Source organism: Streptosporangium sp. NPDC006013 (assembly GCF_040614275.1).
Taxonomy (GTDB): domain Bacteria; phylum Actinomycetota; class Actinomycetes; order Streptosporangiales; family Streptosporangiaceae; genus Streptosporangium.
In genome coordinates this window covers 1-13618 of record NZ_JBEXUE010000031.1, presented here as the reverse complement: position 1 = coordinate 13618, position 13618 = coordinate 1, and the positions used below count along the sequence as shown (strand labels likewise).

Below are 13618 nucleotides of genomic sequence, written 5' to 3'. Positions count from 1 at the left end.
AGGGCCGGGGTCGCCGCCCGGCGGGGGATGGTCAGTGGAGCTGTGTGCAGACATGCGGAACTGCCCTTTCGGGAGCTGGGGGCTGGAGGTAGGGGGAGGTCAGAGGGGCTCGAACCCCTCGGGGGTGTCGTCGGGGAGTTCGGCGGCCGCCTCATCCGGCGGGGCGGCGGGGGATACCCGCCCTTCCTGGTCTGTGTCGGCCTCAGGGGCGGCATCGGCCAGGCGGCCATCCGTGGAGTCGGTTTCGGACATGCCGTCAGCGTCGCCTGCGCGGCACGTCGGGACTATGGGTAGGGCACCCCATTCGGAGGGCCGTAATCGGGTGGGGTACTACGGGGGTGGGTGGTGCCGTACGGGGCCGTGCCCGGCTCAGAGACCGTCGCGGTCGACGCCCAGGTGCATCCCGAGGGCGGCGCGAGAGCGGAGTCCGAGCTTGCGCAGCGCGGCGCCGAGGTGCTTCTCCACCGTTCTGGGGGATACGAAAAGCTGCTGGCCGATTTCCCGGTTGGTCAGTCCGGCGGCGGCCATTTCGGCGATCTCCCGTTCCCGGGGAGACAGCCCGCCGCCGTAACCCTGCGGGCCGCCGGGGTATCGCCCCTTCACCGCCACCCCGTACCTGCGGGCCAGCTGCGCGGCGCGGTCCAGATCCCATCGGGCACCCAACGCCTGAAACGTCGTGATCGCCGCGCGTAGCGGCTCCTCGGCCCGTGCGTCCGCGGCGGCGAACAGGCAGCCGGCCGCCTGTTCACGGGCCTGGGCCGCCTCGTACGGGGCGCCCAGCCGATCGTAGGCGGACCCGGCCGCCAGGAACTGCTCCGCGGCGGCCGTACGGCCGGCCGCCAGATGCCCGCGCGCGTGCGCCAGCGCGGCCGGAGCCAGCGGAGCGTCCAGGCCGTCGAGTCGCGCCGAGAGCCGGGTGATCAGATCGGCGGCCTCGTCGTGCCTGCCGACGCCGGCCATCGCCTCGGCCAGCGCGGGCACCGCCCGTACCGCCAGCGGCCAGAGCCCCTTGGTCTCCCACACGGTGACCGCCGCGCCGGTCACCGCGAGCGCGGCCTCGGCCTCGCCGCGTGCGCTGGACAGCCGGAGGAATCCGGTCACCGACAGCGGGAGCAGCTCGTAGCCGCCCAGGGCGACGGTGCGCTGGACGACATCGTGCAGGTCGCGCCGGGCGATGTCGAGCTCGCCGTGCGCGAGCGCCAGGCAGGCCGCGACCGTCTCGGCGGTGATCCTGTCGAACGGGCGGCCGCCGTACTCGTCGAGAAGCAGCGCGGTCTCCTGGTCCAGCCCGGTCCACGTGCCCCGGCAGTAGGCCAGGACCAGAGCGACCAGCCGGCAGCGGGCCAGCGGTTCCCGGGAGGATTCCTCACCGGCCGCCCCCTGTGACGCGGCGGTCAGGAGTTGGTCGGCGAGCTCGAAATACCCGGTGCAACACGCGCTCTCCGCGATGGACCGGTAGGCGTTCACCTCCTGGCGATGCCGCGGCCGGCCGCCGGTCCGCCGGCGGACGGCGTCGGTCAGCGCGGCCCAGCGCCGGTCGCCGAATCCGCTCAGCGAGGTCGCGACCTTGCCGAGCACGAAGACCTCCTCGACCGGATCGCCTATGGCGGGCACCACTTCCAGAGCCCGGTCCAGCCACACGGTGTGCTCGGCCAGCGTCACGGTCGCGTCCATCGGCCTTCCGAGCGCCGCCATCACCCACGCCGCGAGTTCGGGCCGGTCGCCGAGGTCGTCGACCGCCGCGATGAAGGCGCGCCGCTGCGCGCCGGGGGCGTCGCCGAGCCGCTCCTGCAGCAGGCCGATCAGGAAGTGCAGCTGCCCGCGCAACGGCCCCGGCTGCTCGGACTCCAGAGCCTCCGACAGCAGGTCGATCACCTCCGGGGGGCGCAGCACCTGGCCGGCGGCCCAGCCCAGCCGCACCGCCAGGTGTCCCCGGCGTTCGGGCTCCAGCGGGGCGTTCCGCAGCACGTCCTCCAGAATCCGCACGGCCTCGGCGTCGTCGCCCAGCTCCGACGCCTGGCCGGCGGCCTGCTCCGCGGCGTCCACCCACTCCCGCAGCAGACCGGCCTGGCGCAGATGGTGAGCCTCCTGCCCCAGCGGCACCGGCTTCACCGAGCGTACGGCGGCCGCCGCCCGCGTGTGCAGGTCCTGCCGCCGCCCCAGGGGGATCCCCCCGTACACCGCCTGTGCGGCCAGCACATGCCGGAAGACCACCGTCCCGTCCTGCTCGGCCAGCAGCCCCGAGACCAGCAGCTCATCCAGCCCGGCCACGGTCTCGGCCCGGGACAGCCCGCCCACCTGGGCCAGCACCGACACCTGCGCCGGCACCTGCAGCACCGCCGCCGCCTCGGCCACCCCGCGCGCCGCCGCGGACAGCCGGCCCACCCGCTCGCGCACCGAGTCACGGACTCCCGGCGGCACATCCAGCTCCGCCAGCGCCTTACGCGCCCATCGCCCGCTGCGCAGCTGGATCAGCGCACCTCGTTCCCGCAGCAACGCCAGCAGTTCCTGTACCGCCAGCGGCAGACCCGACGACAGCTCATGCAGGTGCGCCCCGAAGTCGGGGGTGACCTCCTTCGCGTCCAGGATCGAAGCCGCGAGCACGCCGGTCTGTTCGGCGTCCAGGGCCTCCAGCACGACATGGTGGTGGAAGACCGAGTCCGGGAGACGGCCCGTCGCCTCCCTGATCCCGGCTCCGACCTCCTCACCCCGATAGACGAGCACCACCGACATCCGGGCCGGCAGGGCCGCCAGCAGGTAGGCGAGGAACTCGACCGTCTGCTCGTCGGCCCAGTGCAGGTCCTCCATCACCAGCACCAGCGGTCCCAGCGCGCTCAGCACCTCCGCGAGACCGCGGAACAGCCGGTGGCGTTCGGCCGCCCGGTCGTCCAGCGGCTCCAGGGGCGGCGGCAGCACTCCCGCCAGTTCCGGTAGCAACCCCCGCAGAGCACCCGTGACCGGCGACAGCTCGGCTCGTGCCAGCAGCTCACCTGTGCCGCGCAGCGCCTCCACCACCGGCCCCAGGGGAAACGGCTCCCGGATCCGCCGGGCGCCCCCGACGAGGAACAGGCGACCCGCCGCATCAGGGTGGGCCGCCATCTCCGTCACCAGCCGGGTCTTACCGATGCCGGCCTCTCCCTCCAGCACCACCACGGCGGGCGGACGGCTCATCGCGGTCACCAGACGCCGTAACTGGTCCGCACGCCCCACCAGGATCGGAGAAACCACCCGTCCCGCGGCCGTACCGCCGTCCATCGCCATCCGGCACGCCTCCACTCACCCGGCCCGGCTCCACAACGGTCACCCGGACTCCAAGCCCTGAACCGTTACGATCCGGATCATTCAAACAGCAAGCTCCTGCCGCCACTACCGCCCCTCCCGGAACCGGCCGATCTTGGGACGTCGCCCGGCTCGCCTGCCCCGGCGGGATCACCGACCCGCAACCGAGAACCGGACCCTGACCGGCATCACCGTCCTCGGCACCGGCGATGGCGGCCGCAACGTGGAGGCGCTGCCCGACATGACCCTTCGCCGGACCCCGCACGGCAGCCGGTGGGAAGGCAGCCGCTCAGGGGCCGATCCAGCGGACCAGCTCGTCCAGCGGCAGGCGGCCCGAGGGGATCGCGGACCTGCCGCGAGGCGCGGGTGCGGGGTGACCGAGGGAGATCGCGGTCCTGACCTGCCACGGAGCCTCGACGCCGACCATCCGGCCGGCCCGCTCGGCGTTGGCCGCGGGGAAGAACGAGGCCGGGCAGCTTCCCAGGCCGAGGTCGTGCGCGGCGAGCATGAGGCTCTGGGCGGCCCGGCCCGCGTCGAACTCCGCGTCCTCACCGCCCGTGCCGTGGTCCACCGCGAGCAGGACGACCACGGGAGCGGCGGCCAGGTGAGCCGCGTAGCCTCCCAGCAGGCTCAACCTCTGCTGCAGGCCGCGATCCCTGACCACGACGAACCTCCACGGCTGGCGGTTGCGCGCCGACCCGGTCCAGCGAGCCGCCTCCAGCACCCGCACGATGTCGCCCGTCGGTACCGGTGTGTCAGCGAACCACCGGGTGGCCCGCAACGGCCCGCCCCTCTGCCCCACACTCATCTCCCCGATCCCTCACCGTGTCCTGCGCTCATCATCTCGAAAGACCGGTTCGGCCCCGCGACCGCCGCCGGTCAGCCTGGACGATCGTTCCGCCGCGAGCAGGCGCGGCGGTGAGTCTGGAAGGCCGGTGCCATCCGTACGCCGATCACGGCCCCGTCCGGGATGTGTCCGGCGGCGACGTCCTGAGGCTAGCGGTCGCTCCACTTGATCTCGTAGGGCTGGAGGGCGAACGACTTGCCGTCCACGGTCGTGGTGATCTTCGCGTCGGTGGTGTTGACCATCAGCAGCCGCCGCGGCTGCGCGAGCACCCGGACCTTGGGGTCGGAGGAGGTGACGTGCTCCAGTTCGGCTCCGGCCGGGAACCAGGTGGTGAAGTCGGCCACCAGCTTGCCGGTCGGGAGCTCGGCACCGGTCCGCGGGTCCCACATGCAGCCCTGGCAGGTGCCCTCCTTGACCTGCGGATTCCAGTACAGCGCGGTGGCGGCGCCGCTCTTGGCGAACTCGATCATCGAGGCGGCCTGGACGGCGAGCCGCATCGGCTCCGGCCAGGTGGTGTTGTCCTCGGGGACGAAGTACCACTCCGACCACCAGACCGGCAGGTCGCCGGTCTTGTCGCGCAGCCAGGTGGTGACCGCGCTGAACTTGCTCAGCGCTCCGAACGCGTCGGGCAGCAACTCGTGGGCGTCGGTCAGCGAGGCGCCGTCGACCACGATGAAGTCGGCGCCCTTCTTGTTCTTGAACCAGTAGTTGAAAGCGTCCAGGGCGTTCTGGTTGACGACTCCCCAGGTGCCCCGCAGCTCGGACTTGCCGGTCCTGTTGCTGTCGAAGCCGAGGTAGGGGCCGCCGATCTTGGCGTCGGGCCGGACCGCCTTCACCGCGTCGTAGACCTTGTTGTAGAGGTCGGTGTAGCCCTTGAAGTCCGCGGGTTTGGAGTGGTCCTTCCAGAAGCCCTTGAACTCGTTCCAGACCATGAAGTACTCGACGTCGCGGTACTTCGCGGCGACGGTCGCCGACAGCTTGGCGAAGTCGTCGAAGTGCTTGGGGTAGGGAGCGTCCTCCAGGTGCTCGGCCCAGGCCGAGTCCTCGGTCGGGCCTTCGGGGCCGCCCTTCATCCAGTCAGGGGCGCAGCAGAGTGTGATGATCTGTGTGCCGCCGGACTGCCTCATGAGGTTCGTCCGGCTGTCCAGGTCCTCCCAGTAGAACTCCTGCGGGCGTGGTTGGGGGTTGAGCGCCCCGAACCCCATGATGTGCTGGTTCTGCAGCATCGGGGTCTGGGCGAGCCTCCGGCTCACCTCCTGCTCGAACTGCGGGGTGACGTTGTTGGCGCTGACCCCCGTGTGGGTGAACCCCCAACGAGGCCATGCGGGGTCCACCGCCGGCGCTTTCTGGATCTTGCTGTTGGACGCCGCGGTTGAGGGGCCGGCCGCCGCCGTTGAGGGGGCGTCGGCCTGTCGCGCGTCGGGAACCGTCCGGTCCGGAGTGCCGCCGAAGGAACAACTCGCCGCCAGCATCGCCGTCATGACGGCTCCCGCGGCTGAGGCGACCGCCCGCCCGGGACGCCACCATGTCGATCCCCCAGTACTCGATGCCACCTGATCCCCACTCGATCTTCGTCGTCTACTTTGCCCAGAGCGTTCCACAGGCCGAGTAAAAGCGGTGTATGGGGATGCGGTTCGCAGGCAAACGTTATGACGGATCCGAAAGACGGGCGTGCTCGCCGGTCACCGCGGTACGAGAGTCCGCCCCGGACGCCTTGATCGGCGAACGAGGCAGGCCCTCACATCAGATCAGCGGTCAGTTGTGCACCTGCACCGATCCCGCGGTGATCTCTTGGGGATCGGCCAGGTCCAGGTCGTACTCCAGCGAAGGCCGGTTGTCGTAAAGCTTGGCCCGTACCGGGTAGGCCCCGGTCTTCAGGTCCCACACCACGAGCCTGAGCCGTCCGGGATCGTAGCCGTACAGGACAAAGCCTCGCCCGTCCGCCGTTTCGCCCTTCACGGCGAGCCGGTCGTCGGGGGTCACCACCAGCCATTCGAGACGGTCCGATCTGATCTCGAAGTCCGTTCCCTGCACGCGGACGGTGACCTTGCCGTTGCCCGGCTCGGGCCCCTGGTCGGCGGGCAGGTACTTCGGGTTGAACTGGAAGTGTGCCTTGCCCTCGACGGGTGCGGGCGAGACGAAGTGGCCGCCGCCGGTGGCGAATCCGGCGTCGGGGTCGTAGGCCACGACCATGGTCTGCCGGTTCCTGGTGCCCAGGTCGTCGTCGGTGACGGTGACGCTGATCGTGTACATGCCGGGGTGGGCGTAGCGGTGCGTGCGGTCGCAGCGCTTGCCCGTGGCGGCGAACTCCTCCCTGACCCCGTCGTCCCAGACGACCACGCAGGTGTGGGTGTCGTTCGTGCCGGGGTCGCTGACCGGCACGGTGACGGTGACGTCGGTGCCGGCGCGGTAGACCGACCACGGTTCGGGGCCGAAGCCGTTGAGGTCGGCGGTCGCCGAGCCGCGCAGCGAGCCGCCGGAGCCGGAGACCCTGGGGGCGACGTTGCGTACGGTCACGCTCGCGCGGTCACTGACCGGACCGTTGACACCGTCGCTGGCCGTCAGCGTCGCCACGAACTCACCGTCGTCGTTGCACGTGACGGTGGTGCGGGCGGCGTGCGGTTCGGCCACCACGCAGGCGGCGCCCGCGTCGGTGCCGGAGACGGGGCTCACGGTCCAGGTCAGGGCGGGTGTGGACTCGCGGTCGTGGGCGTAGCCGTTGAGCGTGATGCGGGCGCCCTCGTCACCGGTGACATCGGGCCCGGCGTTGGCCGTGGGCGGTTCGTTGACCGGGGCGGGTAGCGAGCCACCGCTGCCGCCGTCGGTGATGTTCACCCAGAACTCGTCCTGGACGGGCGCGTCGGGATCGGTCGAGGTGTGCAGGATGCGGTCGCCGGTGTAGTAGGCACGCAGCCTGCCGCCCGCGACGGAGTTCTGCCGCTGCGGTACGGGCCGGACCGAGAAGTCCCAGTCGGGGTGTGCGGCGCCCTCGATCGTGGAGGCGAAGGGGTACTCGTCGCACTGCTCGGCGGGCGGCTGGGGTGGCGTGGGCAACCACAGGTCGAAGTACCAGTCCCGCTCGGTGCCGGTGCGGTAGCAGGCGGCCTCCTTGTGCGCCTCGTTCGACCTGGCGACCGTGGTGTTCGCGGGGTCGTAGCGGTGCAGGCCCGGGTCGCTCTCGCTGCCCAGACGGCCGGGCATCTTCTTGTCGCGCGGGCTTGGCACGCCCGGCGGGACGAGTAGCGGGTAGGTGTCGTTGGGGAAGTCCTGGGCCGTCTTGATGTGGAAGGCGACCAATTCGAGATCCCTGTCGCCGGTGGAGTAGGTGATGTGCGGGAGCACCTCGCTGAAGACGCAGGCATTCGGGGCGTGCTGGAAGTAGGTGGCCGAGTCACAACGGATCATCCGGTCAGGAGTGTGGATGTCATCGATCATCTTGAACTCCCCCTCCTCGCCGGAGGTCAACCTGATGAACCACTTGTGGTACAGCACCTTGTCCTGGTAATTGGACTGGTCCTCATGGGAGTAGATGTCCCACTTGGCCCAATCTCCGCGATCCCAGTCCCCCCAGGTGCGGTCGATGCCGGAGAACGCGCCGTGGCAGTAGGTCGGCGACTCCTGGCAGTCGCCGACCGCGACGAAGGACTGGCCGGGCGCGGTGACCCAGTTGTCGATCAGGCCCCAGTCGTAGTCGACCGAGTCCTTCTCGATCCTGAAGTAGATCCGGGCCTTGCGTGTCTGGTTGCTGGACAGGCCGATGATGTTGTACTTGGCCTCGGTCGTTCCTTCGTGCTCCGGCGGCTTGTTGGTGTAGATCTTCCAGTAGTCGAAGATCATCGTGCCGCGCTGGCAGTACTGGAACCTGTTGTGGATACGGCCGACCGCGCTCTCCGCGCCCGGCAGCGACAGGCAGGTGTCGACGAAGCCGCTGTCGGGCTCGTCCGGCGGCTCGGCCAGGGCCGCGATCCTGCCCGCTTCCTCTTCGCCGTCACCGAACTCGGCGGAGTCGCGGTAGGACTTCTGACCGGTGGCGACCGCGACCTGCTTGGCCTCGCGCTGTGCCTGCTCCGGCGTGAGCGGCTCGGTCGCCTTCGCGACCTTGGTCCGTAACTGGTCCGCGGTGAGCGTGGTCCCGTCGGCGTACCTGAAGCTGACGCGGACCTCGCGCTCGGTCTTTGACTCCTCGGCCGCTGCGGGCGTGACCGAGGGGGTGACCTGGGATGACTCTGCGATGGCCGGTGGCGTGAGTGCTGCCCCCAGCACGACCACCAGCGCTAAGACCAGGATTTTTCGCTTCGAGCGACGTTTTCCCATGTGCCGTCTCTCTTCAGTTGAAGAAGATCAGTAAACGAAACGGCATCAACGTAACATTGATGATTTTGGTCATCAATACATGATTTTTCGGTTTTTGACGGCGACTGTCAGTCCGGTAGGTGAAGGGTTTCGGCCCACCACTGGACAGAAGACGTCTCCAAGCCACCCGAAGAACATCAACCCTGAGAGTCCCGCGAGTCCGCCGCGGCGCGGAAGCTCTCCGCCAGGCGCCTGAGGCCCGGTTCGATGCGCTCCGCCGGGACGACAGGGACCTCGGTGGCCGTGACCTCAGGCGGCGGTCGCCTCGATGGTGATCGGGGACGGCGACGGCCTCGGCTCGGCCGACGCGTCCTGCCGCACGGCTCCCGTGATATCGCGTTCGGTGCATTTCAGGGAATAGAGCCGTAGTAACTGGCACTTTAAGTTGAATTGTCTACTCGCACATAAAATGCGAAGAAGTCCCGTCGGGGTGGATTTGGTTTTCCCTGAAATGCCATCTGTTTGCTGACCTGAAAATGGGGGGTGCGTTTTCCTTTTTGGTGTGCGGGTATTTTCGATTCGAGTCACTGGAAATGATAAAAAATCGGATTCTCACTGCAAAGGGAAATGTGTTGATTCCTCATGGGAGCGAGCCGGCCGGGGGTCCTGTCAGCCGCCGCCTCTTGAAGTGTGCCGTCGTCGTGACCACGGCGGGGACCGTGCTGTTGAGCCAGGCGCCGGTGAGCGCGATGGCTGGGCCCGTGCCGGGCACCTCTGCCGGAGCGGTCGTCAAAGGTGGTGGTCCCGTCGAATTCGTCAACCACCGCGGGGAGTGCCGTCACGGACCGTGCCGCCGTTGCGGCCGTCCGTGCCGCCGTTGTCATGGATTCTGCGAGCGCGGACGGCGGGGACGTAAGGGGATACAGGGCGTTCCAGGGCGTCGAGGTCCGGAGGGTCCGGCGGGTCCCGAGGGCGAGCGAGGCCCGATGGGTTTCCCCGGACCGCAGGGTGAACGGGGCACGGAAGGTAGGAAGGGCCCACAGGGTGATCCAGGTTCGGCAGGTCCTGTGGGTCCGCAGGGTGAGAAGGGTGAACAGGGTTCTGCGGGTTCGCAGGGTGAGAAGGGTCCTGCGGGTTCGCAGGGTGTGCGGGGTCTGCAGGGTCTGATAGGTCTGCAAGGTCCGGCTGGTGCTCAGGGGCCGGCGGGTGAGAAGGGTGCTCAGGGTCCGGCGGGTCCGCAGGGTGAGCAGGGTCTGATGGGTCCTGCGGGTGCTCAAGGCGAGAAGGGCGGGAAGGGAGACCAGGGCGAACAGGGTCCTGCGGGTGCGGTGGGTCCGCAGGGCGAGGAGGGCGAGGAGGGTGACCCGGGCCCGCAGGGTCCCCCGGGGCCGGGAATCGATATCGATTCGGCTTTCAACGACAACACCGAATACCTCGGTTATGTCCCCGGCGACGGCCGGACCCTTCTGCGGGATCCGAGAACCACTCCGAACTGGCACGACCTCTCTTCGGTGGCCGGTTACCCCGGCAACGTGCTCGGTGTCACCCTGGCGGCGTTGGGAAGGCGCCTGTACGTCACCGTGCTGAGCGACAACGGCAGGGTCGCGCAGACGGCGTGCGTGGTCAATCCGACCCCCGGCAGCGGGGAGAACCCGGCATGGCCCGGCAACTGCGGTGCCTTCGCTTATCTGACGCCGCCCACGGGGCGGACAGCCGGGACACGGATCAACTGGACCGTTTACGAGGACGAGGACGAGGACGGGAAGCGGCTGAGAACACGGAAGCAGCCGAACACAGCGGGGGCACGGGCTTCCTGAACCGTCCTGTGACGCCGCAGGCGGATGATCACGAACATCCTTTCGTGATCATCCGCCTTTTCGGTTACCGGGGAGGCCGACCGTCCGGCCCCTCCGCCGTCGTGGCGGTCCTCGAAGGCGGTGAAGGCCGCCTCCTGCTCCCCATCGGCTCCAGCCTGGTCGCTTACCATGGTCGACACGCTTTCCGGTGTCACCGGCGGTCGCGGCGGCGGCGTAGCAGGTGCCGGGCGATCAGTCCGGCGGCCAGGACGACCAGGGCGAGGAGCAGGTAGTTGAAGTAGCGGGCGATCTCGTCGTACACCTCGCCGATGTAGTTGCCCACGGTGTATCCCAGCACCGTCCACACCGTGACCCACAGCACCGCGCCGAGGGTGTTGAACGCCAGGAAGCGGAGCCAGGGCATGCCGATGGTGCCCGCGACGATGCCGTTGACCTCGCGCAGTCCCGCGATGAAGCGGGCGACGACGACGACCTTGCCGCCGTGCTGTTCGAAGAACAACTCCGCCTTCTGGAAGCGTTCCGGGGGCAGCAGGACGTAGTGGCCCCAGCGGCGGATGAAGGCGCGACCGCCGGTGCGGCCGATCAGGTAGCCGAGGTTGTCCCCGGCCACCGCGGCCAGCACCGCGATCGGCACGATGGCGGCGAGGTGCAGTTGCCCGGCCCCGGCGTAGATCGCGGCGGTGAGCAGGATCGTCTCCCCGGGGACGGGAATGCCGAAATCCTCCATGAAGATCAGCGTGCCGACGGCCAGGTAGCCGTAGTGGTCCAGCAGTGGTGCCAGGTGGGCCAGCGGGCCGGGTAGCGGTGGGGCCATGCTGTCACTCTATGAGTTCGTTTGATTACTCTGTGCCCTGGTTCGGTGTGGGGGTGACCTGGGGTGCCGTCTTACTGGTGAACATTCTGATCTGTTTTAGGCATTTAATGGGCATATGCCCGATAGATGGCTATTTGGGGGGAAGGTGGCCAGTGAGCAGGCGGCATGAATCGCTGGGGCGTATAGCCGGCGGCTCATGCATCCGAATCAGGAGGTCCCATGAAGAAGGAACTTCTCGTCTCCGGGCTGAGCGTGCTGATGTTGAGCGCGCTCCCTGTCGCCGCGGGGGCGGCCACCCATTCCGCGCCCACCCCGACGCCGTCGGCGTCGTCCCCGGGCCACACGTCGTCACCTTCGGCCGGCGTGAGCGGCAAGCCGGTCGGCCCCGGCTGCTCGGCCCTGCCGCCCACGGGCAGGGGCAGCCTCAGCAACGCGGCCAGGGAGCGGGTCACCACCGCGGTGGCCGAGAACCCGGATCTGTCCACTCTGAGCACCGCCATCAAGGACGCGGGTCTGACCAACAAGCTCTACACGGTCAAGGACGTCACGATCTTCGCCCCTAACAACGCGGCCTTCAACCAGCTGCCGCCCGGCACGCTCAAGAAGCTGATGGCCAACAAGCCGGAACTGGCCAAGCTGCTGACCTACCACGTGGTCGAGGGCAAGAAGAGCCCGTCCCAGCTGGTCGGCGCCCCGCTGAAGACCATGCAGGGCGGCCAGATCACCGTCAAGGGCTCAGGCCAGAACCTCATCGTCTCCGGCAGGGCCAAGGTGGTCTGCGGCGGCATCGGCACCAAGAACGCCACCGTCTACATCATCGACAAGGTGCTGCTGCCCCGCTCGAAGTGAACCCGTGGGCGCTCGCGGTGACCATGAATCCTCGCCGGGTCTCCGAGGTGGCATGCCGGTGAACATGGCTCACCGCGTCGGCGCGGACACTCCGTGAGCCGGGGCCGAGTCTGGAAACCGTCCGGAGGGTCCCGTCCGGTCGGGGTGCCGCCGGTCGAAGCGCACACCGACGCCCTGGGCGCGGAGATCCGCGTCCTGTGGCGGGCCGCGCTGCGGCCGGTCACCCGGCGAGAAGGCGGCGGCGGGGGCAGAATTACCCTCAAACCACCTTAAAGGCGACAAATTAGATTATATCCGGCAAAATTGAGGTTGAGGGCTACGGCGACTACATCTCAAAACATGTACCTTATGTATAAATTTCATATAAATTTTACCCTAAAGTTGTTGGATGCGTAGAATGCATTGATTTGAGGCCTTGACGAAGATCCGTCCTCTGGTGAAGATTCTTGCCAATTGCGTACTTTCTGCCGGGCTGACCCAATACCCGGAGACGTGCGCCAACTGGAGGCATCTCTCATGAGGAGTTCCCTCAATGGCAGGAGGCTCGGCCGTGTCGCGGCCGTGCTAGCCCTTCCCATCGCCCTGAGCCTCGGCTCGCTCCCCGTTCTCGCCGAGCCGTCCCCGCCGGCCAGCGAGATTGTCCCCGACCGTCAGTCCAGCACCGAACAGAACGGCGTGGCGCTGCTGCGCGTCATCGTCCCCGACGAGGCCGGCATCGACCGGCTCAACTCCATGGGCGTCGACCTCGCGGAGTACAAGAAGCCCGTCGACGGCGGGTTCGAGATGCACGCGATTCTGAGCCCAGAGGAGGCTCAGAACCTCCGTGATCTCGGGTTCAACATAGTCGGCAAGATCTCCGACCAGACGGAGGTCGCCGATAACTTGATCCAGCGGCGGGGCGCCGTCGCGGCCGAGATCCAGGCGGCGGCGGAGGTCGACACGCTGACCCCGCTCCGCGCCGAGTGGTTCACCAGCCTCGACGACCAGAACTTCCTGTCGATCGAGGTGAAGTCGAGCGCCATCGACGCGGCGACGGTGCTCACCGTCACCTGGGACAGCGGCAAGGGGACGGCCCCCGACTCGGGCGGCACCGCGACGATGTCGCGTTTCACCGACGCCGGCCAGTACATGTACCACCGGTTCAGCTCGCCGCTGGCCCTCACCGCGGTTCCCACCAAGGCCACCATCACCAGCAACCGCGGCGGTACGGTCACGGTTCCGGTGACCAAGTGGCTGGGTGAGAAGCGCAAGGCCCCGAAGAAGCACTACGTTGCGGACTTCGTCGACCGCTACATGGACCCGACCGAGGTGACCAACCGGATCTCCGGCCTGGCCCAGGAGTTCCCGAAGATCTCGCAGATCGTCAATCTGCCGTACAAGACGAACGGCTACCGCCGGGCGGCGCAGGCCCAGTTCGGCACGGTCGCGGCGAGCACGCTCTACGTGACCTCCAAGGCGTACGGGCACGAGGGCGGCAACGACATCAGCGTCGCCCTGGTCAAGCCCGAGGCCCCCTCCAGCGCGCTGAGCGTGTCGGTGAGTGGCAAGGACGTCGTGGTCAACCTCGGCACGAACGAGTCCTCCGCGATCAGCAGCACCGCCAAGGCGGTGGTGGACGCGCTCAACGGCAACACCGCGGCGTCGGCGTTGCTGACCGCCGCCACCTACCGGCAAGGCCGGGAGCCGCGGCCGTATGGCGTTCGGGATGCCGCTGCTCCG

General features: G+C 68.7%; 8 protein-coding genes and 1 pseudogene. 3 read left to right on the top strand and 6 right to left on the bottom strand.

Features of this window, described 5'->3' with window-relative positions; translation table 11 throughout:
• Positions 1–99: 99 nt before the first annotated feature.
• The 5 genes from ABZ260_RS07560 to ABZ260_RS07540 form a co-directional block, all read right to left on the bottom strand.
• A complete protein-coding gene (locus ABZ260_RS07560; RefSeq protein ID WP_355614003.1) occupies positions 100–252 on the bottom strand; it encodes a hypothetical protein in 153 nt (50 codons plus the stop codon).
• 117 nt (positions 253–369) lie between these two features.
• On the bottom strand, positions 370–3261 hold the full coding sequence (locus tag ABZ260_RS07555; protein WP_355614001.1) for an AAA family ATPase: 2892 nt from the start codon (positions 3259–3261) through the stop codon (positions 370–372).
• A 307-nt stretch (positions 3262–3568) separates the two neighbouring features.
• Positions 3569–4087 carry a nitroreductase family protein gene (locus ABZ260_RS07550; protein ID WP_355613999.1) on the bottom strand — a complete coding sequence of 173 codons (519 nt, stop codon included), beginning with the start codon at positions 4085–4087 and terminating at the stop codon, positions 3569–3571.
• Between the two features lie 188 nt (positions 4088–4275).
• Positions 4276–5607 carry a xylan 1,4-beta-xylosidase gene (locus ABZ260_RS07545; RefSeq protein ID WP_355613997.1) on the bottom strand — a complete coding sequence of 444 codons (1332 nt, stop codon included), beginning with the start codon at positions 5605–5607 and terminating at the stop codon, positions 4276–4278.
• A 274-nt stretch (positions 5608–5881) separates the two neighbouring features.
• Complete coding sequence (locus ABZ260_RS07540) at positions 5882–8440, bottom strand: PKD domain-containing protein (protein ID WP_355613995.1); 2559 nt, start codon at positions 8438–8440, stop codon at positions 5882–5884.
• A 1235-nt stretch (positions 8441–9675) separates the two neighbouring features.
• On the opposite strand from ABZ260_RS07540, the gene ABZ260_RS07535 reads away from it, so the two are divergent.
• A complete protein-coding gene (locus ABZ260_RS07535; RefSeq protein WP_355613993.1) occupies positions 9676–10236 on the top strand; it encodes a hypothetical protein in 561 nt (186 codons plus the stop codon).
• A 190-nt stretch (positions 10237–10426) separates the two neighbouring features.
• On the opposite strand, the gene ABZ260_RS07530 is transcribed toward ABZ260_RS07535, so the two are convergent.
• A complete protein-coding gene (locus tag ABZ260_RS07530; RefSeq protein WP_355613991.1) occupies positions 10427–11050 on the bottom strand; it encodes a DedA family protein in 624 nt (207 codons plus the stop codon).
• 219 nt (positions 11051–11269) lie between these two features.
• Between ABZ260_RS07530 and ABZ260_RS07525 the strand changes: the two genes are divergently transcribed.
• The gene (locus ABZ260_RS07525; protein WP_355613989.1) at positions 11270–11899 is read left to right on the top strand and encodes a fasciclin domain-containing protein; all 630 of its coding nucleotides are present in this window, start codon (positions 11270–11272) and stop codon (positions 11897–11899) included.
• A gap of 516 nt (positions 11900–12415) precedes the next feature.
• Positions 12416–13618, top strand: a pseudogene (locus ABZ260_RS07520) (hypothetical protein); the annotation flags it as partial.